Consider the following 22,576-nt stretch of genomic DNA (forward strand, 5'->3'; position numbering starts at 1 on the left):
AGTCGAGGTGGCCGACAAGTGCGATGACCTTGTTGGATTGCTTGCCCCCGGTGGCGGCAACCGCGGCTGGTCAGTCACCGACCAGAACGGCACTGTTGGGCTTGCCCCGAATCGGTCAGCCTGGTTGCTTGGTCTCTTCCGCCAGCAGCGGCAGCAGGATTTCGGCGACCTCGGTCATGCTGTGCCGTGTCACTAGCAGCTCAAGGATCTGTTCCGGGGTCTGCGGCGGGTTGCTTCGGCGATTCGACATCTCTCTCAACGCACGGAGTCCAGCGTGCGGGTGGGCCGACACCGTGTTGGCCGCGAACTCTTGTGGCAGCACGACCTCGATATCAGCCTCCACGAGCACGTGCGCTGTGCTGAACCCAGCCCGGCGATCGTCGGTGACGATAGCGTCGGCTTTACCGATGATCGCGGCGTGGGCGACGTGGCCGTCATCGGGATCGTTGAGCCCGTAGCGGTACTCCCGGTCTTTGGGGGCTTGGACCTCCGAGCCCGGAAACGCCTGCTTCAGCTGATCGAAAAGGTGCCGTCGGCGGCTGGCGCTATCGCTGATCCCGCGCTTGTCGTGCAGGCCGGCCAGTACGTAGTCCAGCTCGAAGAGAATGCCAGATCCCCAGATGGGCGCGTACGCCTCCTCGGTGGCCAACTGCAGCAGGAAGTCACGCTGAAGGCTCGGCACCAGGGCACAGGTGTCGAGGACAGCGCGATACACATGGGCGAGTCTTTCAGACGCCGCGGACGGTCAACGCTTACGTTTCGCTTCGCCGAGCAACTCGGCGACCTCGTCGGCGTCGGCGTCCGCGAACTCCTCCGAGCTCTTGGTGATGAACCGGTTGCGCCGGGCGTGAAGCTCCTCGCGGTAGGCGAGGACATCGGCAAGCCGCAACTTGCGTCGGACCGCGCCGGGCACGTGTGCGTCTAACTCGCCGTCCTGGATAAGGCGAACCACCGTGGGGCGGCTGAGACCGAGGATCTCAGCGGCCTGCTGGGTGGAGATTTCCTGATCGCGGGTCAGGATGCTGATCGACTGGCCGTGACTAAGGGCGTGGGCGACACGCTTGAGAACGTCGTATAGCTGTTCGGTCAGCTCGACACGATCGTGTTCGCCTGCACCGGATAGGAAGAAGGCGGGCTCAGGAGAGGTCCCGTGACGGGCCTCGTGCGCCTCGATGAAGCTGAGGACATCGGCAAGCCCATTGGCATCGGCCGGAGCCGGGTTGACAATCTCCGCGGAGGCGCTGCTCATGGGTCTCACTTCCGTTCGTCTCATCGCTGGAACTCAACCAATCGTAGCATAGTTACGAAAGTTACGAAAAGCGATTGGGTTTGAACTATGCCGAGCAGTGCAGCAGCGCCCGGGTTACCAGGGGATCCACTTTTCGGGAAATTGAAACCGCTGGACGTCGCGAGATGCGTACTTGCACCCATACGGTTGGACCATGGATCAACAACTTTGGCCCACAGCTCCGAGCGGACACCTTGAACCGGGTGTGCCTGACTTCGCACGATGGGGCGACGCGGCGCCCTTTGTCGCATTGTCCGAACGCCTGCACTCCAAGATGTGCACGCTGGCGAGTGATATCGATGACTTCGGAACCCACGTAAGCGACCCTGTGGTGATCAATCACCTTGTCATCCGGCTGGCTGGCACGGGTTTGAGCATCGCCGAGATAGTCCACTCTGTCTCCGGGAAGCTGGACCGATCACTGATCGACCTCAATCACTGGCAAGAAGTGTTGGAGGCGTTCGACGACGCTCAGCGTGCGTTTCGCAATGCCTGTGGTGCAGCGCAAGACGCCATCGAGGTCATGCGCAATCACACGCATGTCCGGCCTGAGGCGACAAGTGAGTCGTCGTAGCCGCACCGAATAAGGCGATCGCGAGCTGGGAGGCGAACGCCGGCCCGTTGTTCGCCAGCGCGTAGCCGCCGGCCAGCCCGCCTTGATTGCAGAGCGTTCGACGCCGTCGAACCCGACGGTGCGTCACAACACCGGTGTTGCGAATGATGCGCGGGACCAGGCGCGTGGCCGTGCGCGGGACCACGGCAGTGGGGAAGTGACTACCCGAATGGCCGTACACCGCCTGGTTCCGCGACCACCGCCGCACGATCCGGCGGGCAGCGATGTACGCGTCCTGGGTCACCTCGACGGCGACAATGGCTTTCTTGAGTCCGTAAACACCCCAGAACCGGCCCGGCCCGCGGCCGGGCTCCCGCCATAGCTCTGGCACGATGTGCTGATACTCCTTGTCGCCGTGCATGTTTGGTGATGAATGCTTGGTGAAGTAGATGGCCAGCCGCTTCGGATCGCACGCCCGCAAGCCATTGCGCACGTCGATCGCGGTCCCGGCGAGCCGGTGCCGGGCCTTCTGCTCGGCGTTGGGATGGTCGACAACCTGAGCCCACGTCTCGGACAGCCATTTGGCGAAGCCCCAACCAGAGCGACCCGGCGAGATCGGTGGCGCCATCCATAGATGGATGTGCGGAGCGCCGCGTCGCTGAAACTCTAGCTTCCAGATGTATCGGGCCGGCTCGCCATACTCGCGCTGAAAGCGCTTGCGCCACAACACCATATGCCGCTTCACGCTGGTTCCATCCGGGGCAACGGCTTCCCAGTCGCCGGGATAGGTGAGTGTGACCATCGACGGCACGCGACCGGATTCCACCAGTGGGCGGTAGTCAAGTTCGGCGAAGGTGCGGCACATCGACGACCGTGACTTTCGGGACCACTCAGTGATGACACCCCCGGAAATGCGCTGTTCATCTTCCGTATGGCTCCGTCGTGTCGAAGACACGACGGCCCGATCACGGTGCCCGGCCTCGCAGTAGAGGTCATTCCGGACATGGAACTTCGTGTCGTCAACATCCCGTTGGTGATGGCTAACTGCCCGTTCGGAGGTCATTTCGGCCCGGACCGGATTGGTCCACCCCAGCCGCACGACACCGGGCCCGATGGAGATGCGAAACCGCCCGGATTCCGGTTCGACTCCGCGACGCTCCGCGCCACACGCCCACGGTGCCGCCGGTTCGAACAGGGCCGCAGCTTCGGTGACCATCTCGGGCGTCGGGAACCGAAGGGCCAACGCGTCGATCGCCCGCAGCTCGCCGGTCGCGATGCTGTCGCCAACCGACTCGCGGACATTTTCGGCACATATAACAAGCCCGCCGGCCGGGGCCGGGTTGAGGCCGGGTGCCTCGGTCGATGTCCGGCCGACCGCTGTCGCTCTCGCGCCCTGCGGCCTGGCGGCCTCGGTCGCTCGCGACCTCCCGTCAACCGAGGCGCCCGGAGAACCAGGCCCTAATGGCGGCCCATCGGGTGCCGATGTCGAGCCGCCCGCCGATAGTGTCGAGCCGGTAGTTGATGATGCGATGCTGGGCATCGGGATGCCTGCTCCCCGGAGCCCCCGAAGCCGCCCGCAACGCAAGCGGCAACGCCGAAGCTCCCGGTCGGGAGTGCAAGCACCGTGTCCGGTTTATGTCCGTTCGCCGGACAGACTGAATGCGTCAGCGCAGCTCAACGCGACGCATAAGACGCATAGACTCAGATAAACCGCAGGTCAGTGGCTATCTCGTCCGCCTGAAAAGCGGAAGGTCGGCGGTTCGATCCCGCCCCTGGCCACCACGATGGTGATCACCAATCGATCGTTTGACCCGTCGGCTGCATGGACGGTCGCCAAGTGCCAGCAGGCCCCGTGGGCGCTGCTGGCGGGCGGTCGACGACCACGGCGGGCTGGGCCGCCATTGATGGGCGAAGCCCTTACTTGAGCATGCTCCCGGCATCGACGGTGACCGGAAGACCTGTGATGTAACGCGATTCGTCGGAAGCCAGGAACAGCACCGCGTTGCTGATGTCCACCGGCTCGACCCAGCCGACCGGCAGCACGTGCATGAACTGCGCGGCCACCTTGAGGTCATCCGGGCCGGGATTCTTCAGGTCGGGCCGGAACAGCTTCATCGTCCCCTCGTTCATGAACATGGGCGTGTTCACGTTGGTGGGGTGCACCGAGTTCACCCGAATGAAGTGCTCGCCGAGTTCGACGGCGAAGGTGCGCATCAGGCCGACTACGCCGTGCTTGGCGGCGATGTAGTGACCGGTGTGCGGGTAGGCCTTGAGGCCGCCGACCGAGCTGGTCAGAATGATTGAGCCGCCCTGGCCCTGGGAAATCAGGTGCGGCACACCGGCTTTGACGGTTTTCCAGACGCCGGAAAGGTTGACGTCGATCATGTCGCGCCAGTCATCTTCGCTGGTTTTGTCCAAAGTCTGGCCGCCGTTGCCGATTCCGGCGTTGGCGCAGATGATGTCCAACCGGCCCAGCTGCTCGACGCCGCTGTCCACCGCCGCTTTCAGCGCGTCGTAATCGCGAACGTCGACCTCGGCGGTCACGATGCGGCGGTTCAGGCCCTTGATGAGGTCGGCCGTCTCGGCCAGGTCATCGGGCGTCGACGGCGGGATCTCGCTGCTGCTACTGATCGGCGTGCAGATGTCGACCGCGATGATGTCGGCACCTTCCTGCGCCAGGCGCACCGCGTGGCTGCGGCCCTGGCCGCGAGCCGCCCCGGTGATGAACGCGACCTTGCCCTCAACTCTTCCACCCATGACTGCACCTCACCTAGACGTGGCCGACAATTCTTTGTCGATCGATCAGGAAGGTTGGCATCATTCGTGCGCAGTGTCAACAGACGTGTGCCCGACCGCCCGCTCGGTGGCCGGGATGCGGAAACGGTCCTGTCGCCGCTGCGGTGGCGCCGGCCGGTGCTAGCGGCCGGGCGTGGACGCGGCCGCGGGCGCCGTCAGCAGGCTCATCTGGCGTTCGGCGAACGCGCGCAGCTCGTCGTGTCCCTGGGTGACGCCGACGGCGCTCTCGTTGCACAGGCTGCGGGCCACCTGCGCGATCAGCATCGAGATCGCGACCGGGGGATATTCCTCGAGATCGACTCCGTTGGCGCGTAGCACCATGGTGACGGCCGCGGTCTCGATGTCACGAACGCGCTCGGCGTAGGCCTTGAGTTCGGCGCCAATTGCCTTGCGGTGGTTGGCCAATGCCATGAACTCGGCGTTGAGTGCGGTCACCGCCGTGTCGCTGTTCATCGCCCACAGCGCTCGCAGCGGGTCGTCCTCGGATAGCAGGGCGCGCATGCGCGTCAGCGCGGTCTCGGCACCGGCGCGCAGCACCTCGACGAACAGGTCGTCCATCGTGGGGAAGTAGTAATAGACCAGTGCCTGCTTGACGCCGGCCTCGGCGGCGACCCGCCGGGAGGTGGCCGCGGCATAGCCTTCCTCGCGCATGATGCGGGCGGTGGCCTCGATCAGCTTGCTGCGCGCGCCGGCGTCGGGGTTCCGCTTGGGTTGGCGCGCCGCCGCGCGGTTGGGTGCGCCGGCTTTGCTTGACCGGCCCGCGCGATCCGTGGTAGGCATACCGCATCCTAACAATTTGGTCGATCGATCAGTTTGTGGAGCGGCAAACAAGGGATTGGAGGGCCGGTGACGACGGCTCGCATGCATGTGCGGGTGGATCCGCGCCTGTGTGAGGCGCATGCCCTCTGCGTGGAGATTGCCCCCGAGGTTTTCGAGCTGGGTGACGACGTCGCGACCTGCGACGAGCAACCGGCTGAAGCGTTGCGCCACAGCGTGGAGGCGGCCGTGGCCGCCTGTCCGCGCCAGGCCATCAGCGCCGTCGCCGGCGACACATCAGCGTGATGCACTGCGCTTTCCGGTGCCAGGAAAAGGAATTGGACTCATGACCGATCTCGCCAACGTCGACTACTTCACCGACGCCGACGTCGCGCAAGACCCCTATGACTACTGGGATTACCTGCGCAACCAGGGACCGGTGTTCCGCGAACCGCACTACGGGGTCGTGGCCGTCACCGGCTACCAGGAGGTGCAGGCGGCCTTCAAAGACGTCGATTCGTTTTCCGCGGTCAACGCGATCGGTGGTCCGTTCCCGCCGTTGCCGTTCACCCCGGAAGGCGACGACATCAGTGAGCAGATCGAGGCGCATCGCCACGAGTTCCCGATCTTCGAGCACATGGTCGTCATGGACCCGCCCGAGCACGACAAGGCGCGCTCACTACTCGGCCGGCTGCTGACCCCGCGCCGTCTGCAGGAAAACAAGGACTACATCTGGCAATTGGCCGACCGGCAATTCGACGAGTTCATCGCCAACGGCCACTGCGAGTTCCTCAGCGAGTACGCGAAGCCGTTCGCCACCCTGGCGATCGCCGATCTGCTCGGGGTTCCCGACGAGGACCGCCCGGAGATCCGCCGCAATCTCGGGGCCGGCAACGCGCCGGGCGCCCGAGTGGGCGCGCTGGATCACGAACCGGTGGGCAGCAACCCATTGCAGTACCTCGACGACCTGTTCAGCGCCTACATCACCGACCGGCGACGGCAACCCCGCGAAGACGTGCTGACCGGCCTGGCCACCGCCACGTACCCCGACGGCTCGGTCCCGCCGCTGTTGGAGGTCGTCCGGCCGGCGACGTTCCTGTTCGCGGCCGGGCAGGAGACCGTGACCAAACTGCTCAGCTCGGCGGTGCAGGTCCTCGGCGACGACCCCGAGCTGCAAGAGCGGCTGCGTTCAGATCGAAGCTTGATCGGCACGTTCATCGAGGAGGCACTGCGCATGCAGAGCCCCACCAAGGTGGACTTCCGGCTGGCACGGAAGACCACCACCCTGGGCGGGGTGCACATCCCGGCTGGCACCGTCCTCATGCTCTGTCTGGGTGCGGCCAACCGCGATCCGCGAAAGTTCGACAATCCCAACGAGTTCCGGCCCGATCGGAAGAACGTGCGCGAGCACATCGCATTCGGTCGCGGCATTCACACGTGCGCGGGCGCGCCGCTGGCGCGGGTGGAGGGACAGATCACCATCAACCGCCTCCTGGACCGCACGCGCAAATTCAGGATCAGCGAGGCCAAGCACGGATCGCCCAGTGGCCGTCAGTACCACTACGAGCCGACGTTCCTGCTGCGCGGCCTGACGGAGTTGCACATCGACTTCATCCCGGCCGACTGACGCCCGAGACGGCGGACATCAACTCTCCCAAACGGGCCAGGGCGGTGGTGTATTCGTGTTCGGGCGGTGACCCGTACCCGATGATGATTCCGTCTCTGCGGCGGCCCGTGCCGTGCCAGAACCGGGTCAGCCCGGTGAGGGCGATGTCGCGTCCGCGCGCCGCGCTCAACACCTCGGCCTCCGAAATGCCCTCGGGCAGCGCGACAACGGCGTGCAGGCCGGCCGAGATGCCCAACACCGGCATCCCGGGGGCGCAGCGGCCGAGGGTAACGACGAGGGCGTCGCGGCGGTTGCGGTAACGCCGCCGCATCCGCCGGATGTGCCGGTCGAGCGCTCCGGATTCGATCAACTCCGCGAATGTCAGCTGCGCGAGCACGTCGGTTCCGCGATCGGCGCGGCGCTTGGCTTCGACCACCCCGTCGACCAACGCGGCGGGTAACGCGAGCCAGCCGAGGCGGAGGCCGGGCGCCAGGCTCTTGCTGGCGCTGCCGGCGTAGACGACGTGTTCGGGCGCCAGGCCCTGCAGCGCGCCCACGGGGTGCCGGTCGTAACGAAATTCCCCGTCGTAGTCGTCCTCGATCAGATACGCGCCCCGGGTCGCGGCGATGTGCGCGAACTCGGTGCGCCGGTTGGCGTCGAGCGTCGCCCCGAGCGGAGCCTGGTGTGCCGGGGTGAGCACCGCCGCGGCGACGGCCGTATTGAATCCCTCGGGCCGCGCACCCCCGTGGTCGACGTCGAGGGGCTCGACGGTGAGCCCGCTCGCCGCCACCGTCGCGCGATGGTCGGGCAGGCAGGGATTCTCGAGCGCGATCGACCGGGCTCCGCCGTTGGCCAGCGCCTCGCACACCAGGCGGAGCCCCTGGGTGAACCCGCTGCAGACGACGATGTGCTCGCCGGTGGTGAGCACCCCCCGCACTCGACCCAGGTAGTTGGCCAGCGCCGCGCGCAAGCGTGGTGACCCGCGCGGGTCCGCCGGCCCCAGTTCGGCGTGGGGGGTGGCCTCGAGGACTCGGCGCAACGCGCGTAACCATTCGGCGCGCGGGAACATGCTGAGGTCCGGGCGGCCGAGGCGAAAATCGGCCGCGTAGCGCTGGGTAACCCGCATCGATTCGATCGGTGCCTGAACGTGCGGTCCGCCCGCCACCTGGGTGGCCGCGCCTGGACGGGTCCGGAGGTATCCCTCGGCCGCCAGTTGCGTGTAGACCTCGACGACGGTGCCGCGGGCAAGCCCGAGCTGTGTGGCGAGGGCACGCGAGGACGGCAGCGCCTCGCCCGCGGCGAGGCGTCCACCCCGGATGGCTTGTCGCAGAGCGGCTTCGAGCGCCGCACGCCGGCCCCGACCCGGGGGAAGTTCGAGGTGCAGGTCCACTCCGGTATCGCGACTGGTCCACGAATTCGGCATCGAATTGGACCTTACCGATGGGCCGGTGGGGTGGATAGCGTCAACACCGGGTGTTTGGTGCAAAGGGGAGACGATGGTTGATGTGGGCGCTCGGCGCCTCGATCGCGCGGCGAGTTGGACCGCCGAAGTCAATGCGTTTCAACGCGCTGCGGAAACGCTGCGGCCACCGGGGCGGCGGCTCGTGGAGGACACGTACTCCCGACATTTCGTCAAACACCCCGCATTGCGCGCCATGTTGGTTCATCGGTGCGCCGCCGACGCCGCTCTTCGGATATTTGACCACCTGTGGGGAGGCCTGCACGCCCACATCGCGCTTCGGGTGCGCTACGTCGACGACGCATGTGAGGCTGCGATCGCCGCGGGGATCGGCCAACTCGTGCTGCTGGGCGCGGGCTTCGACACCACCAGCCTTCGCCGCGCGGGGACCCCGGTGACGATCTTCGAGGTCGACGCGCCAACCACTCAAGCGCACAAGCGCCCGGTCGTCGAGCGGCTGTTGGCGCCGCGGCACAGCTGCCGAATCCATTGGGTCGCCTGCGATTTGGAACGGGACGCGCTGCGCGAAGCACTACTGGCCGCCGGCTTCGACCCCAACCAGCCCGCCCTCGTGGTGTGGCTCGGCGTCACTCCCTACCTGACCCGCGGCGCCATCGACGCGACCCTCGCCGACCTCGCCGGCCTCTGCACCCCGGGGAGTCGCCTCGTCCTGGACCACATCGCCGCGGGCGTCGTCACCGCCGACACCCCGTGGAAGAGCGCGGGCCGGATCACCCGGATGGTGGCCCGGCGCGGCGAACCGTATCGCAGCGACTTCACCGAGGCCGACCTGACCGCCACATTGGCAGCGCACGGATTCGAGCTGCGCGACCACGCGACCGTGCCCGCGCTGTTGCGCCGCTACGACCCGTCGCGCGCAAGCCGGCTCGCGGACGACGACTGGCTCGCCGTCGCGACGGCAGAACGCGAATGAGGCGCGCCCCGAGGGCCAGATAACCCGACGCGGACCGATCAACCGGGACAATGGCCCAATGCGTCGCGCAGGGGTGCTCAGGCTGGCCGCTTTCGCACTCATCCTGGGGTGCGGCCAGGCCTGGGGCACCCCTCGCGCCTCGGCGGGCCCCGACGTGCCGCCGGTCAGCGACGCCGCGCGGGCGGCCGGCTTCGTCGACGTCCGCACCGTCGTTCCCGACGCCGTGCTCGATCTGCGCTACGCGACGACCAACAACTTCACCCACACGCAGCTGTATCCGTCCGACGCCAGATGCCTTGTGCACCAATCGATGGCCCCCGGGCTCGCCGCCGCGGCCGGCGCGCTGCGACCGCAGGGCCACCTCCTGGTCTTCTGGGACTGCTATCGGCCGCATGACGTCCAGGTCAAGATGTTCAGCCTGGTCCCCAACCCCGCCTGGGTGGCACGACCTGGCCAATATGCGCGCAGCCATGAGTCGGGACGCTCGGTCGACGTGACGTTCACGACGCCGCAACAGCCCTGCACGTCGGGACTACACGCGGGTGGGCTGTGCCTGGCCGACATGGGCACCGACTTCGACGACTTCACCTCTCGGGCAACGGCGTTCAACACGCAGGGCATCAGCGCCGACGCGACGGCGAATCGGGCCGCGCTGCGCAACGCCATGAACTATGGCGGCCTGAAGGTGTATTCGGGCGAATGGTGGCATTTCGACGGTCCGGGCGCGGGTCTCGACCTCCCGATTCTCAACGTCCCCGTCGACTAGCGGTCTCATATACCGAGACACTTGTTTCATCATGTGGCTGATCGCCGTAGGCTGGCGAGATGAACGACCGGGCCAGTTACACGCACGGCCACCACGAGTCGGTGCTGCGCAGCCACCGCCGCCGCACCGCCGAAGACTCGGCGGCCTACCTGCTGCCCCACCTGAAACCGGGCCAGTCGGTGCTGGACGTCGGCTGCGGTCCCGGCACCATCACCGCTGACCTCGCCGCGCGCGTCGCACCCGGACCCGTCACCGCCGTCGACCAAGTCGCCGACGTCCTGGGCGTGGCCCGCACCGAAGCCCGACAACGCAACCTGTCCAACGTCTCTTTCGGCACCGCCGACGTGCACGACCTCGACTTTGCCGACGGCACATTCGATGTCGTCCACGCCCATCAGGTGCTACAGCACGTCGCCGACCCGGTGCGCGCCCTGCGTGAGATGCGGCGAGTGTGCGCGCCGGGCGGCATCGTGGCGGTCCGCGACGCCGACTATGCGGGGTTCATCTGGTACCCGCAGCTACCCGCCCTCGAGTTGTGGCGCGAGCTCTACCAACGCGTCGCCCGCGCCAACCGGGGCGAGCCGGACGCGGGCCGGCGGCTGCTGTCCTGGGCACAGCAGGCGGGATTCGACGACATCACGCCCACCGGCAGCCTGTGGTGCTACGCCACACCCGAGACGCGCGAATGGTGGGGCGGCATGTGGGCCGAGCGGATCCTTCATTCGACCGTGGCCAGTGACCTGGTGAGCCTCGAGCTGGCCACCCCGGCGCAGCTCGAGGAGATCTCCGCCGCCTGGCGAGAATGGGCCGCCGCCGAAGACGGTTGGGTTGCCATCCCGCACGGCGAAATCCTCTGCCGTGCTTAGGTATTCAGTCCAGAAATAGGTCCGGGATCGGCTGCTCGCCACCGCCGTATCGGGACAGAGCCGCAACCCCGGCCGATCGCAGCACCTCGGCGTCGATGTGGCACTGGCCCGTGGCTTTCCGGGCGGGTCGAGAGACGATCTCGACGGCGGCGTCGCCCATGATCTCCGGGCTGCGCGACGACGCGGCCAGCCGGTCGCCATCGGCCATGTTGGTGACCGCCGCGGTGGCGATGTAGGTCTCCGGCCACAGGCAGTTCACGCCGATCCCGTCGTCCGCGAACTCGGCCGCCCAGCCCAGCGACAGCAGCGTCATCCCGTACTTGGACAGCGTGTAGGCCGGGTGGGCGCCCAGCCAGCGGGGGTTCATGTTGAGCGGTGGCGAGATGGTCAGCACGTGCGGGTTGGCCGACTTCTGGAGGTGGGGCACGCACGCCTTGGTCAGCAGGAACGTGCCGCGCAGGTTGATCTCCTGCATGAGGTCGTATTTCTTGGCCGACAGCACGGCCGTCGGGTCGGTGGCGATGGCGCTGGCGTTGTTGACGCAGATGTCGATGCCGCCGAACCGCTGCACGGCCGCGTCGACCACGCGCTGCACGTCCTCTTCGCGGCGCACGTCGCCCACGACGGCCAGCGCCTTGCCGCCGGCGGACTCGACGTCGGCCGCCGCGGTGTGCACCGTCCCGGGCAGGCGCGGATGGGGTGTGTCGGTCTTGGCCAGCAGCACCACGTTGGCGCCGTGCCTGGCAGCGGCGATGCCAATCGCGAGTCCGATCCCGCGGCTCCCGCCGGAGATCACCACCGTGCGATCGGTGAGCACGTTGTCAGCCATTCGTCTCCTTTGACCTGGTCAAGCATGTGGTATTGGCATTCTCTTTTTTTGCAAGTACGTTATTCACCGATGGATAATACGGCCCACACTCCCTCCGGCATCCCGCTGCAGCCCGTATATGGGCCGGCGGATAGAGGCGCTGAGCCTCCCCAGCCCGGGGAGTTTCCCTTCACTCGCGGCAACTTCGCGTCGGGCTACCGCGGCAAGCTGTGGACCTTCCGCCAATATTCGGGGTTCGGCACCGCCGAGGAGTCCAATCGTCGGTACCGCTACCTGCTGGATCAGGGCGGGACCGGGTTGTCGGTGGCGCTCGACCTGCCGACGCAGTGCGGATACGACTCCGACGACCCAGAGTTCGGTGAGGAGGTCGGCCGGGTCGGCGTCGCGGTGGATACCCTGGCCGACTTCGAGATCCTCTTCGATGGCATCCCGCTGGACAAGCTCAGCACCAGCATGACCATCAACGGCACGGCGGCGATCCTGCTGGCCTTCTACGTCGCCGCGGCCGAGAAAAAGGGCATCCCGCGCTCGAAGCTCACCGGGACCATCCAGAACGACATCCTCAAGGAGTACGCCTCGCGCGGGACCTGGATCTGGCCGCCGGAGCCGTCTTTGCGGTTGATCGCGGACACCATCGAGTTCTGCGCCGCCGAGGTGCCCAGGTTCAACGCAATCTCGGTCGCCGGTGCGCATTTCCGCGACGCCGGGGCCAACGCCGTGCAGGAGATGGCGTTCACCCTCGCCGACGGCGTCACCTACTGCGACACTGTGGTGGAACGCGGCCGCATGACGATCGACCAGTTCGCGCCGCAGATCTCGTTCTTCTTCTACACCCACGGGGACTTCTTCGAAGAGATCGCCAAATACCGTGCGGGACGGCGGCGTTGGGCGACGATCGTGCGGGAGCGCTACGGGGCGACGAAGGACAAGGCGGCGATGTTCCGCTTCGGCTGCGTCTGCGGCGGGGCGTCGCTGTATGCCCCGCAGGCCCACAACAACATCGTCCGGGTGGCCTACGAAGCCATGGCCGCCGTATTGGGCGGCGTCCAGTCGATGTTCACGGCGGCCTGGGACGAACCATTCGCGCTGCCCACCGAGGAGACCACCACGCTGGCGTTGCGCACCCAGCAGATCCTCGCGCACGAAACCGGCGTGGCCAGTGTGGCCGACCCGCTGGGCGGCTCGTACTTCGTGGAGGCGCTGACCGACGCGACCGAGGAGCGCATCATCGAGATCATGTCCGACCTCGAGCGGCACGGAGGAATGGTCCATGCCATCGAGGACGGTTACCTACAGGGCCTGATCGCCGACGAGGCATTCAAGATCCACCAGGACATCGAGTCCGGCGACCGCCCGGTCGTCGGCGTCAACCGCTTCGTGACCGAGGAACCCGAACACGATGTCGTCACCTATGAGCTCGACGCTGAAGGGCGTGATCTTCAGCTCAAGCGGCTCTCCAAGGTAAAATCCGAAAGGGATTCGGCCGCAGTGAAATCCAGCCTCGCCGCCCTGTCGCGTTCCGCCGAAGGAGACGACAACCTGATGCACAAGTTGATCGACTGTGCCAACGCCTACTGCACGGTCGGGGAGATGGTCTCCGCGCTCAAAGCAGTGTGGGGCGAGTTCCAGCAGCCGGTGGTGTTCTAAGTGGCCGTTCGCGTTCTCGTTGCCAAACCCGGCCTGGACGGACACGACCGCGGCGCCAAGATCGTCGCCCGCACCCTGCGCGACGCCGGATTCGAGGTCATCTACACCGGCATCCGCCAGCGTATCGAGGACATCGCCTCGATCGCGGTGCAGGAAGACGTCGCCGTGGTCGGCCTGAGCATCCTGTCCGGTGCGCACCTGGCGCTCACCGCGCGCACCGTCGAGGCGCTGCGCGCCGCCGACGCCGCCGACATCTCGGTCGTCGTCGGCGGGACCATCCCGCACGCCGACGTCCCCAAACTGCTCTCCGCCGGGGCCGCGGCCGTATTCCCCACCGGGACACCGCTGGACAACCTGGTGCGCGACATCCGCGCGCTGACCGGGACCCCCGAGCCCGCTTCGGAAGAAAAAGAGGAACAGTGCGCGTCGGAGTAATGATCGGTGCCGAGCGTGGCGACATGGCCCGCAAGGTGCACAAGCTGGCCTCCGATATCGAATGGGCCGAATCCGCGGGGCTGGACACCGCGTGGATGCCGCAGGTGCCCAACGACTTCGACTGCCTGACCATGGTGTCGCTGATGGCCGCGCACAGCTCGCGCATCGAACTGGGTACCGCGGTGGTGCCGCTGCAGGCCCAGCATCCGATCGCGCTTGCCCGCCAAGCGCTTTCGACGCACGCGGTGGCAGGCGGACGGCTGGCTCTCGGTGTCGGGCCGTCGCACCACTGGATCATCCGGGACATGCTCGGCCTGCCGTACGAGAAGCCGGCCGCCTACACCCGCGATTACCTGCAGGTGCTCAACGCCGCCGTCGCCGGGCCGGGACCGGTCGACGTCGAGAACGATTCGTTCACCGTGCACAACCCGCTGGCGATCGGGGCCGATGTTCCGATGCCGGTGCTGGTCGCCGCGCTGGGACCGGTGATGCTGCAGCTCGCCGGTGAACTCGCCGACGGCACCGTGTTGTGGATGGCCGACGAGCGCGCGATCGGTGACCACATCGCGCCGAAGATCACCAAGGCCGCCGCCGATGCCGGGCGACCCCCGCCGCGGATCGTCGCGGGCATCCCGGTATGTCTGTGTGCGCCTTCGCAAGTCGAGGAGGCCAAGGAGCGGGCCAACCGCATCCTGGGGGAGGCCGAGGTGTCGCCCAACTACCAGCGCCTGCTCGACCGCGGCGATGCCCGCGACGTCGGCGACCTGTGCGCGGCCGGCGACTCCGAACAGATTCTGGCCAGGATGCGCCGATTCGCTGATGCCGGCGTGACCGATCTCTCGGTGCGGCTGCTGCCCATCGGTGACAGCCGGGACGAGCTGGTCGCGTCCAAGCGTCGTACCCGCGAAATGATCGCCTCGCTCGCCGCGGAATTGCGTTGACTCCCAGCAACACCGGGCCGCTGGCGGGGATCCGCATCCTTGAGGTCGGCACCATGCTGGCCGGCCCGTATGCCACCATGTTGCTCGCCGACCTCGGGGCCGAGGTCACCAAGATCGAGCCCGCCGGCGGCGAGATCTCCCGCAGCGTCGGCGCCACGTACTTCGCCAGCCTCAATCGGAACAAGTCCAGCATCTGCCTGGATTTGAATTCGGATGCGGGACAACAGCGCCTGGGCGACCTGGTCGGCGAATCCCACGCGCTGCTGGTGAACTTGAAGCCGTCGGCCATCCGCCGGTTGGGGCTCACCTACGAGCAGCTGCGAGGGCACAACGAGCGGATCGTCTGCGTGGCGATCACCGGCTTCGGTCTGTACGGCGGCGACGACCCTGCGTTCGACTACGTGGTGCAGGCCGGCGTCGGCACCGCGGCGCTGACCGGTGACCCCGACGGTCCGCCGACGCTGCCCGGCTACTCGTCGGCCGACAACTCCACCGGAATGTCGGCGGCGTTGGGGCTGTTGGCCAAGATCATCTCCGGCACCGGCGGGCAGGTGGACGTGTCGCTGCGCGACGTCATGTTGTCGCAGCTCAACTACCACGCCTCCGCCTACCTCAACAGCGGGGTGGAGCCGCAGCGGCGCCCCCACGGGGCGCACTCGTATTACGTTCCGGCTCAGCTGTTTCCGACCGCGGATGGCTATCTGGCGCTGTTCATCACCCATGACGGGTTCTGGAAGTCGTTCGCCGCGGAGGCAGGCATCGGTGGTTTCGAGACGATGGCCGAGCGGGTCGCCCGCCGCGACGAAGTGCTCGCCGTCGTCACGGCGATGCTGGCGACCGACAGCGCGGCCGGGTGGGAACGCCGGCTGCGCCCGCTCGGGGTTCCGGCGGCGGCCGTCAGGACCCTGCCCGAGGCCCTCGAGGCCACCCCGGAAGTGGTTGTGACAGCGGGTGATTTCCGTCTGGTGGGCAGCCCGATTCACGTCTCCGGCTACGAACCCGAGTACCGTCCACCGCCGGAACTGCCGAGCGTCGAGTAGTTGCGCCAGGATCGGCGATTTTCGCGCAACAAGTCGACGTTGGACGCAAAGGCGCTGGCTACGTCTCGCTGGTGAAAGGGGAATTCTCATGGGGCGCATCGGGATCCTGCGACGTTACCTGCGAAAGGCCGGGGTGTGGGCGTGAATGCCTTGCCAACGGTCGAGGATGTTATCGACTCGTACACCGGCCGATCGCACGTGGTGCTGCAATACGGCGCCACCACGAAGCGCCTCGTCGACCAAGCGAAGAAACCGGGCTTCTCGGCGGACAGTTGGAGACCGCTGGCCGAGCTGGTCGCCGTGGGCGAATTCGAGCGAATCGGTGCGTTCAAAGAGGTGATGAAGTGGCCGGACTATGTCGAATTCCTCACCAATTGGGCGACATCGTCGGAGTGGGAGTGTTCTTTCAAGCACATCACCGAGTCCGGCGGCCGCGTGTTTCTCGAACTCGAGGAACGGAGCGAGGTGGGCGAATTCCGTAGCGTGGTCAATTCGCTGACCGTCTATGAGTTCACCGATGATGACCGGATCCGGCACATAGACGTTTATCTCCAGATGACGCCGCCGCCGGCCGAGATGCTCAAAAGTTTTGAGGGAGTGGAACTGCCGCAAGGCTAGTCCGTCCGCCGAACGTCGAGTTATGGCGCCAGAATCGCCGATTTCGCGCAACACGTCGACGTTCGACGCCAAGGGATATGAGGTGCAACGATGGATCTGCAGCGGGTCGCCGACGAGCTCGAAATCACCGCGCTACTCAACAGATACGCCCGGGCCGTTGATGCCAAGGATTGGCAGCTGTACCGCTCGGTCTTCACCGACGACGCGCATATCGACTACTCGTCGGCGGGCGCGGCGGCGGGCCCTCGCGACGAGGTGGCCGCATGGCTGGAGCAGGGCTTCGGCGCGATCCCGATGTCGATGCACTACATCACCAACGTGGAAATCCTGGCGCTGCACGGCGATTCCGCGACAGTGCGCGCCATGTTCTACAACCCCATGCAGTTGCCGGGCATGGCGGAGTTGAGTTACTGCGGCGGCTACTACCACCACGAGCTGACGCGCACCGACGACGGTTGGCGCAGCCGCAGCCTGCGCGAGGAGAACGTGTGGTTCGTCAACCCGCCAACGGGCTGACGATGCCCCGAGCGTCGAGTTGTGGCGCAAAAATCGCCGATTTCGCCCAACAACTCGACGTTCGGCGTCAGGACGTGGCCAGCTGCTTTTCCTGATAACGCCGCGCCCACTCGGCGCGCGACCGGATCGACACATCCACGTCGGTTGCCTTGGCGCGCAGGGCCTTAACGGTCGCCTGCTCTCGGGGCGTGCGGGCGAACGGGTCCCAGCCGAAGAACCGGCAGGCGTTGGCCCAGGTGATCTTGTTGATGTCGGAGTCGTCGGCGCCGGCGGCGTTCAGTTCGGCCAGCACCTGTTCGGGCGCGTCGGGCCAGAAGCAGTCCGAGTGCGGGTAGTCGCACTCCCAGGCGATGATGTCGATGCCGATTTCGTGGCGCAGCTTCAGCGACGTCTTGTCGGTGACATAGCAGGCCAGCGAATGCTCGCGGAAGACGTCGCTGGGCAGCTTGTCGCCGAAGTCGCGGCGTAGCCACTTCTGGTTGGTGTAGTGGCGGTCGCTGCGGTCGAGGTAGAAGGGGATCCAGCCGATACCGCCTTCGGAGAAGGCGAATTTCAGGTCGGGGTAGTTGCGCATCGCCGGGCCCCACAGCAGGTCCTGGGCGCACATCGCCGAGACCTGGGTGGCCAGGATGATCATGTTGTCGATCGGGGCGTCGGGCGCCATGCTGATCGCCCCGAAGCCGGTGCCGATGTGCAGACACATCACCACGTTCTCCTCGGACAACGTGCGAAACACCGGCCCCCAGTAGTCCTCGTCGTGGTAGCTCGGAAGTCCTTCCAGATGCGGCAATTCCGGCATGGTGACCGCTCGGCAGCCCTTCGCGGCGACCCTACGGATCTCGGCGCACATGCCCTCTGGAGTCCAGGTCGGCAGGATCGCGATGGGGATGAACCGGTCCGGGTAGGAGCCGGCCCATTCGTCGATGTGCCAGTCGTTGTAGGCCGACACCATCACTAAGGTGACGTCCTCGCGCGTCATGTTGAGGTGCCGGGCCGAAAAGCCGGTGAACGTCGGGAAGCACATCGACGCGAGGATGCCGTTGCGGTTCATGTCACGGACGCGCTCGTGGACGTCGTAGACGCCCGGACGCATCTCGGCGAAGCCGGCGGGGTCGCGGCCCCACTCCTCGGCAGGCCACGACACCACGGCGTTGAGTCCGCTCACGCCCTGTGGCCGGCCCTGGTACATCCACTGGTCGACGCCCTTGTCATCGGTCACGACGATCGGTGCCTCGTCCCGGTACTTGGCGGGCACGTGGCGCAGGAACATGTCCGGCGGTTCGACCACGTGGTCGTCAATGCTCACCAGGATCAGGTCATCGGCCTTCATCAATGGGCTCCTCATGTGTGCGCGACGCGAGCTCGGTCAGCCGCTGCACTCGGTGGTGGTTTCGAGCAGTCGTGGAATCGGCGGCGGGTCCAGCTGCAGGGCGTCGGACATGTGCAGCTGCGGCCCGTTGGCGATCATGTTGTCCAGGATTGCCTGCAGATCGTCGCCTTCGATCTCGTAGATGGCCATGTAGGGGCCGTCGCCGTCGACGGGTCGCAGTCGACGTGCCGAGACGAATCCGTCCAGCGCCACCAGCTCACCCAGGTGCACCTCGTCGTACCAGGTGTTGTACTCGTCTTCCCGGTCGGGCGAGCTGGGCCGACTTTCCACGAGGATGATGCCCTTGGCCATCGCAATCTCTCCTGGCTGCTACTCGTAGCGCACCGTGATCGAGTCCGTATCCGGAACGCCCTGGCACGTCAGAATGTAGCCCTCTTCGACCTCGTCGGGTTCGAGAGCGTCGTTGACCCGCATGGTGGCGTGCCCCTCTTCGAGCTTGGCCATGCACGTCCCGCAGTTGCCGGCCTCGCAACTGAATGGCGGCTCCAGCCCGGCGCGCCGCGCGGTCTCCAGGAGCGTCTCGCCCGGCACCCTGGGCACCGAGACCTTTTTGCGGTCGAGATGAATCGTCACGGTTCCGGCGCCGGAGCCGTTTGTGGCCGGATCTGTCACCCGTGGGGTCTCCTCGATGATCCGGGTGACCGTCACGTAGACCGCCCCCTTCCGTACTTGCATTCTTCAGTATAGAGAATACTATTCTCACGAAGCGATAGCATCTTCTCAAGACTTGTATGGATGTCGGGTCAGCCCGGTCTGTCAGGGAAGGACGGGACGTGACCGAGCCGGCGGCGCTCGTGTTCGAGGAACGGCGATTCAGCGCGCCCGAACTCCACGCGTTGGCCGACGGATGGGCCGCGGCCCTGGCGAAAGACGGCGTCACAGCAGGTCAGCGGGTCGCGGTCATGGCGTCCAACCGGCCGGAGTTCCTCGCCGTGGTGCTCGCGATCTGGCGGCTGGCCGCCACGGCCGTCCTCATCAGCCCGGCCTGGAAACGCGACGAGGTCGACCACGCGCTCGCGCTGACGGGTCCCGCGCACGCCGTCGGCGACCACCCCGTGCTGGCCGGCCTGATGCCGATGCTGCACCTGGACGAGCCCGTCCCACCGGCCGACCTGGCCACCGGTCCTGCGCCGCCGGCTGAGGCCGACGCGGCGCTGGTGTTCAGCTCCGGCACCACCGGCCTGCCCAAGGCCGTCCGCCACACCCACGCCTCGCTGGACGAGGCCGTGCGGCACTGGCGCCACGCGCTGCAACTGACGCACCATGACCGGATCCAAGTTGCCACGCCACCGTCACACATCCTCGGGCTGCTGAACCTGCTGACCGCGTGGGAGACGGGCGCCTGCGTGCGGCTGCACCGCCGGTTCGACATCGACCGGGTGCTGCACCACATCGAAAGTGACCGCATCACAGTGGAAATGGCGGTCGCACCCATCGCGCTCGCCATCGCCTCGCACCCTGGCCTGGAATCCTATGACCTGTCGTCGCTGCGCTACATCATGTGGGGAGCCACACCGGTCAACGCCAACGTCGCGCAGACCGTGACCCGGCGCACCGGCGTGAGCTGGCTTCCGGCCTACGGGACCACGGAATTGCCTGTCATCGCCTGTAATCCGATCGAGGACGCGCGACTCGACACCGTCGGTCGCGCGGTACCCGGTGTGGACCTGCGGGTCGTCTCGCTGGAGACGGGCGAGCCGGTCGGCCCCGGTGAGGTCGGTGAGATTCAGGCCCGGTCGGCGTCGCTCATGGCCGGCTACCTGCCGGCCGAAGCGACCGGCGAGGCGATCCGGGATGGCTGGTATCGGACCGGAGACGTCGGGTGGCTGGATACCGGCGGCTGGCTGCGGATCTCCGACCGCCTCAAGGAGATGATCAAAGTCCGCGGCTTCCAGGTCGCCCCCGCCGAGATCGAGGCGGTGTTGCACGGTCATCCGGCGGTGAAAGACTGTGCGGTGTTCGGGATTCCCGACGGAACCAACGGCGAGGCGATCGTCGCCGCGGTCGCGACGTCCGCGCCCGTCGACGCGTCCCAGCTGACCGCCCTGGTGGACGAGAAGTTGGCGTCCTATAAACATCTGGGCCGAGTGGTGTTTGTGCCTGAAATTCCCCGCCTGCCCTCGGGCAAGGTGCTGCGCCGAGTGCTGAAGGAGCGCCATGGATGTACGTCTGACAACTGAACAACAGCAATTGCGCGACGCCGCCGCCAAGCTGGCCGACGATCTGGGACCGGCAACGGTCCAGGATCTCGACGACCAGAACCGAATCACGCGCCTGGACAAGCAGATCGAGTCCACGGGCTGGCGCTCGTTGCGCTCCGATGGGGCCTCGGGCGTCGAAGTGGCCATCGTGGCAGAGGAATTGGGGCGTCGTCTGGTTGACACGCCGTTTCTCGGCCCGGTGCTTGCCGACGATCTCGGCCGTCACATCGGGGAAGACGCCTCGGGGACAACGGTCGCGGTCGACGATCGGGTGATCGACGCTCGCGGCGCGCGGCGTGCGTTAGCGCTCTCGGGCGGCGCGGTCTCGGCCGTCGATGTGCAGGCGTTGACCGATGGCGTCGACCTCACGCGGGCCGAGGCGACGATCGTGGGTTCGCCGGTGGCGCTGGGCGAGGTGTCCCCTGAGGTTGCCGAGCAGTGGCGGGCACTGGCTCTGGTCACGACGACGGCGGACCTGGTCGGCGTCGCGCGCGGCGCGCACGCCGTCGCCTGCGACTACGCCAAGATCCGCGAACAATACGGCAAGCAGATCGGGTCGTACCAAGCCATCGCGCATCTGCTGGCCGAAAGCCTTGCGCTGATTGAAGGTTCGGTCAGCGTGTTGCGCCACGCCGCGTGGGCCGTCGACGAGTTGGCACCCGCCGAAGCCATTCGGGCCGCCCAGATCGCCAAGGTCTATTGCGCGCGCGCCACCCGAACCGTCTGTGAGACGGCCATTCAGGTGCACGGCGGCATCGGCAACACCTGGGAATGCGTGGCGCACGTCTACCTGCGCCGCGCCCTGACCTCGACCGAGCTGTGGCCGGTCGCGTTGAAGGAGATCGATCTTGGACTTTCGTGACTCACCCGACGAGGCCGCCTTCCGAGAGCGGCTGCGCACCTGGCTTTCCGCGCACGCCAAGGAGTTCTCCGGCACCGGGGACGAGTATTGGGCGCGCATGGCCGACTGGCATCGCGCCCTGTACGACAACGGCTTTTTCGGCCTGTCCTGGCCCCGCGAGTGGGGCGGGCAGGACCTGGCGCCGGTCTACGACGTCATCGTCGACGAGGAGCTGGTGCGTGCGGGCGCACCGCCGCGGCCCAGCGTCGGCTATCTGGTGTACGGCATCGGCGAGCACGCCAACGACGAGGTGCGCAAGCGCTTCCTGCCCGGCATCATCAACGGCAGCGAGCGGTGGTGCCAGGGCTTCAGCGAGCCGGGCGCCGGTTCGGATCTGGCCTCGCTGACCACCACCGCCCGCCTCGAGGGCGACAAGTACGTGGTGAACGGGCACAAGATCTGGACCAGCTATTCCGACGTGGCCGACTGGTGCCTGCTGCTCGCGCGCACCGATCCCGCGGCCAAGCGTCACCGCGGCCTGTCGGCGTTCGTCCTGGAGATGAAACAGCCTGGCGTGCAACAGCGCCCGCTGCAGATGATCAACGGCGTGACCAACGAATTCGGCCAGGTGTTCTTCGACGATGCCACGGTCCCGGCGGACCGGATGGTCGGTGCTCCCGGGGACGGCTGGGCGGTGGCCATGACCGTCGTCGGGCACGAACGCGAGCCCTCCACACTGGGATACGCCGCCCGCTACGGCAAGCTCGTCCGAGAGTTGTTGTCGCGGAACGACGGTGATGTGCCCGAGGAGCTGGCGTGGGCCGCGGTCCAGTCGGACATGCTGACCCATCACGTGCGGCGGCGGTTGTCCGAACAGCTCGACGGGGTTTCGCACGGCTCGGAAGGCTCGCTGGACAAGCTGCTGATGACCTGGGTGGAACAATCCGTCGGGCACGCCGCCCTGGCCGTCGCGGGCACGCGTGATCCCGATCTGCTCAGCGCCTACCTGTACAGCCGGGCGCAGAGCGTCATGGGCGGGACATCACAAATACAGAAGAACATCATCGCCTCACGAATCTTGGGATTGTAGGAGT

Annotated in this window: 25 protein-coding genes and 1 tRNA gene; 16 read left to right on the forward strand and 10 right to left on the reverse strand. The window is 66.8% G+C overall.

What is annotated here, in order from left to right; genetic code table 11:
• Positions 1-115: 115 nt before the first annotated feature.
• Together OCQ_RS03530 and OCQ_RS03535 are read right to left on the reverse strand one after the other, a co-directional pair.
• A complete protein-coding gene (locus OCQ_RS03530) occupies positions 116-715 on the reverse strand; it encodes a PIN domain-containing protein (protein ID WP_014383821.1) in 600 nt (199 codons plus the stop codon).
• Between the two features lie 30 nt (positions 716-745).
• Positions 746-1,249, reverse strand: a complete 504-nt coding sequence (locus OCQ_RS03535) for a helix-turn-helix domain-containing protein (RefSeq protein ID WP_014383822.1) — start codon at positions 1,247-1,249, stop codon at positions 746-748.
• Between the two features lie 193 nt (positions 1,250-1,442).
• Here OCQ_RS03535 and OCQ_RS03540 point away from each other — a divergent pair, with 193 nt between their 5' ends.
• Positions 1,443-1,862 (forward strand): hypothetical protein, encoded by a 420-nt coding sequence (locus tag OCQ_RS03540; protein ID WP_232065634.1) that lies wholly within the window; start codon positions 1,443-1,445, stop codon positions 1,860-1,862.
• On the opposite strand, the gene OCQ_RS03545 is transcribed toward OCQ_RS03540, so the two are convergent.
• On the reverse strand, positions 1,810-3,381 hold the full coding sequence (locus tag OCQ_RS03545) for a rolling circle replication-associated protein (protein ID WP_014383823.1): 1,572 nt from the start codon (positions 3,379-3,381) through the stop codon (positions 1,810-1,812). The genes OCQ_RS03540 and OCQ_RS03545 overlap by 53 nt on opposite strands.
• 174 nt (positions 3,382-3,555) lie before the next feature.
• On the opposite strand from OCQ_RS03545, the gene OCQ_RS26455 reads away from it, so the two are divergent.
• Positions 3,556-3,623: transfer RNA gene (locus OCQ_RS26455), tRNA-Phe, on the forward strand.
• Between the two features lie 135 nt (positions 3,624-3,758).
• On the opposite strand, the gene OCQ_RS03550 is transcribed toward OCQ_RS26455, so the two are convergent.
• The gene (locus tag OCQ_RS03550; RefSeq protein WP_008253525.1) at positions 3,759-4,598 is read right to left on the reverse strand and encodes a mycofactocin-coupled SDR family oxidoreductase; all 840 of its coding nucleotides are present in this window, start codon (positions 4,596-4,598) and stop codon (positions 3,759-3,761) included.
• 159 nt (positions 4,599-4,757) lie between these two features.
• A complete protein-coding gene (locus tag OCQ_RS03555) occupies positions 4,758-5,312 on the reverse strand; it encodes a TetR/AcrR family transcriptional regulator (protein WP_085976839.1) in 555 nt (184 codons plus the stop codon).
• Positions 5,313-5,498: 186 nt separating this feature from the next.
• On the opposite strand from OCQ_RS03555, the gene OCQ_RS03560 reads away from it, so the two are divergent.
• Both OCQ_RS03560 and OCQ_RS03565 read left to right on the forward strand, forming a co-directional pair.
• On the forward strand, positions 5,499-5,699 hold the full coding sequence (locus OCQ_RS03560; RefSeq protein ID WP_008253529.1) for a ferredoxin: 201 nt from the start codon (positions 5,499-5,501) through the stop codon (positions 5,697-5,699).
• 40 nt (positions 5,700-5,739) lie between these two features.
• Positions 5,740-7,020 carry a cytochrome P450 gene (locus OCQ_RS03565; protein WP_008253531.1) on the forward strand — a complete coding sequence of 427 codons (1,281 nt, stop codon included), beginning with the start codon at positions 5,740-5,742 and terminating at the stop codon, positions 7,018-7,020.
• Here OCQ_RS03565 and pdxR read toward each other — a convergent pair.
• Complete coding sequence (pdxR, locus tag OCQ_RS03570; protein ID WP_014383824.1) at positions 7,004-8,389, reverse strand: MocR-like pyridoxine biosynthesis transcription factor PdxR; 1,386 nt, start codon at positions 8,387-8,389, stop codon at positions 7,004-7,006. The two genes, OCQ_RS03565 and pdxR, sit on opposite strands and share 17 nt — an antisense overlap.
• Before the next feature lie 115 nt (positions 8,390-8,504).
• On the opposite strand from pdxR, the gene OCQ_RS03575 reads away from it, so the two are divergent.
• From OCQ_RS03575 to OCQ_RS03585, 3 genes are read left to right on the forward strand one after another with little or no spacing between them, the layout of a single operon-like run.
• Positions 8,505-9,392 (forward strand): class I SAM-dependent methyltransferase, encoded by an 888-nt coding sequence (locus tag OCQ_RS03575; RefSeq protein ID WP_020188701.1) that lies wholly within the window; start codon positions 8,505-8,507, stop codon positions 9,390-9,392.
• Positions 9,393-9,450: 58 nt separating this feature from the next.
• On the forward strand, positions 9,451-10,158 hold the full coding sequence (locus OCQ_RS03580) for a M15 family metallopeptidase (protein WP_026071469.1): 708 nt from the start codon (positions 9,451-9,453) through the stop codon (positions 10,156-10,158).
• 59 nt (positions 10,159-10,217) lie between these two features.
• On the forward strand, positions 10,218-11,024 hold the full coding sequence (locus OCQ_RS03585; RefSeq protein ID WP_014381807.1) for a methyltransferase domain-containing protein: 807 nt from the start codon (positions 10,218-10,220) through the stop codon (positions 11,022-11,024).
• A 4-nt stretch (positions 11,025-11,028) separates the two neighbouring features.
• Here OCQ_RS03585 and OCQ_RS03590 read toward each other — a convergent pair whose 3' ends face one another.
• Positions 11,029-11,853 (reverse strand): SDR family oxidoreductase, encoded by an 825-nt coding sequence (locus OCQ_RS03590; RefSeq protein WP_014383825.1) that lies wholly within the window; start codon positions 11,851-11,853, stop codon positions 11,029-11,031.
• 69 nt (positions 11,854-11,922) lie between these two features.
• Here OCQ_RS03590 and OCQ_RS03595 point away from each other — a divergent pair, with 69 nt between their 5' ends.
• The 6 genes from OCQ_RS03595 (at position 11,923) to OCQ_RS03620 (ending at position 17,050) form a co-directional block, all read left to right on the forward strand.
• A complete protein-coding gene (locus OCQ_RS03595) occupies positions 11,923-13,500 on the forward strand; it encodes a methylmalonyl-CoA mutase family protein (protein WP_009954414.1) in 1,578 nt (525 codons plus the stop codon).
• Positions 13,501-13,935: a cobalamin B12-binding domain-containing protein gene (locus OCQ_RS03600; RefSeq protein ID WP_008253559.1), complete on the forward strand. Its 435-nt coding sequence runs from the start codon at positions 13,501-13,503 to the stop codon at positions 13,933-13,935. It abuts the gene before it with no gap.
• A complete protein-coding gene (locus OCQ_RS03605; RefSeq protein WP_020188702.1) occupies positions 13,920-14,876 on the forward strand; it encodes an LLM class F420-dependent oxidoreductase in 957 nt (318 codons plus the stop codon). The genes OCQ_RS03600 and OCQ_RS03605 overlap by 16 nt, the downstream gene beginning before the upstream one ends.
• On the forward strand, positions 14,873-15,916 hold the full coding sequence (locus tag OCQ_RS03610) for a CaiB/BaiF CoA transferase family protein (protein WP_014383826.1): 1,044 nt from the start codon (positions 14,873-14,875) through the stop codon (positions 15,914-15,916). Before OCQ_RS03605 ends, OCQ_RS03610 begins: the two co-directional genes overlap by 4 nt.
• A 141-nt stretch (positions 15,917-16,057) precedes the next feature.
• The gene (locus tag OCQ_RS03615) at positions 16,058-16,534 is read left to right on the forward strand and encodes a hypothetical protein (protein ID WP_014379135.1); all 477 of its coding nucleotides are present in this window, start codon (positions 16,058-16,060) and stop codon (positions 16,532-16,534) included.
• 90 nt (positions 16,535-16,624) lie between these two features.
• Entirely contained in the window at positions 16,625-17,050 is a 426-nt protein-coding gene (locus OCQ_RS03620; RefSeq protein ID WP_009954409.1) for a nuclear transport factor 2 family protein, read from the forward strand.
• A gap of 67 nt (positions 17,051-17,117) precedes the next feature.
• Here the strand turns inward: OCQ_RS03620 and OCQ_RS03625 are convergent, their stop codons facing one another.
• Genes OCQ_RS03625 through OCQ_RS03635 form a run of 3 tightly spaced genes read right to left on the reverse strand, consistent with a single transcriptional unit; the run spans position 17,118 to position 19,088 of the window.
• Positions 17,118-18,380 carry an amidohydrolase family protein gene (locus OCQ_RS03625; RefSeq protein WP_009954408.1) on the reverse strand — a complete coding sequence of 421 codons (1,263 nt, stop codon included), beginning with the start codon at positions 18,378-18,380 and terminating at the stop codon, positions 17,118-17,120.
• A 36-nt stretch (positions 18,381-18,416) separates the two neighbouring features.
• Positions 18,417-18,731: a DUF4286 family protein gene (locus OCQ_RS03630; RefSeq protein WP_008253567.1), complete on the reverse strand. Its 315-nt coding sequence runs from the start codon at positions 18,729-18,731 to the stop codon at positions 18,417-18,419.
• An 18-nt stretch (positions 18,732-18,749) separates the two neighbouring features.
• The gene (locus OCQ_RS03635; protein ID WP_014379137.1) at positions 18,750-19,088 is read right to left on the reverse strand and encodes a 2Fe-2S iron-sulfur cluster-binding protein; all 339 of its coding nucleotides are present in this window, start codon (positions 19,086-19,088) and stop codon (positions 18,750-18,752) included.
• A gap of 125 nt (positions 19,089-19,213) precedes the next feature.
• Between OCQ_RS03635 and OCQ_RS03640 the strand changes: the two genes are divergently transcribed.
• The 3 genes from OCQ_RS03640 to OCQ_RS03650 are packed head-to-tail and all read left to right on the forward strand — an operon-like array spanning position 19,214 to position 22,572.
• Complete coding sequence (locus OCQ_RS03640) at positions 19,214-20,620, forward strand: class I adenylate-forming enzyme family protein (protein ID WP_008253575.1); 1,407 nt, start codon at positions 19,214-19,216, stop codon at positions 20,618-20,620.
• Positions 20,598-21,503, forward strand: a complete 906-nt coding sequence (locus tag OCQ_RS03645) for an acyl-CoA dehydrogenase family protein (RefSeq protein ID WP_008253576.1) — start codon at positions 20,598-20,600, stop codon at positions 21,501-21,503. The genes OCQ_RS03640 and OCQ_RS03645 overlap by 23 nt, the downstream gene beginning before the upstream one ends.
• A complete protein-coding gene (locus tag OCQ_RS03650) occupies positions 21,490-22,572 on the forward strand; it encodes an acyl-CoA dehydrogenase family protein (RefSeq protein ID WP_008253577.1) in 1,083 nt (360 codons plus the stop codon). The genes OCQ_RS03645 and OCQ_RS03650 overlap by 14 nt, the downstream gene beginning before the upstream one ends.
• The last annotated feature ends 4 nt before the right edge of the window (positions 22,573-22,576 follow it).

The organism is Mycobacterium paraintracellulare, from assembly GCF_000276825.1.
Lineage (GTDB): Bacteria > Actinomycetota > Actinomycetes > Mycobacteriales > Mycobacteriaceae > Mycobacterium > Mycobacterium intracellulare.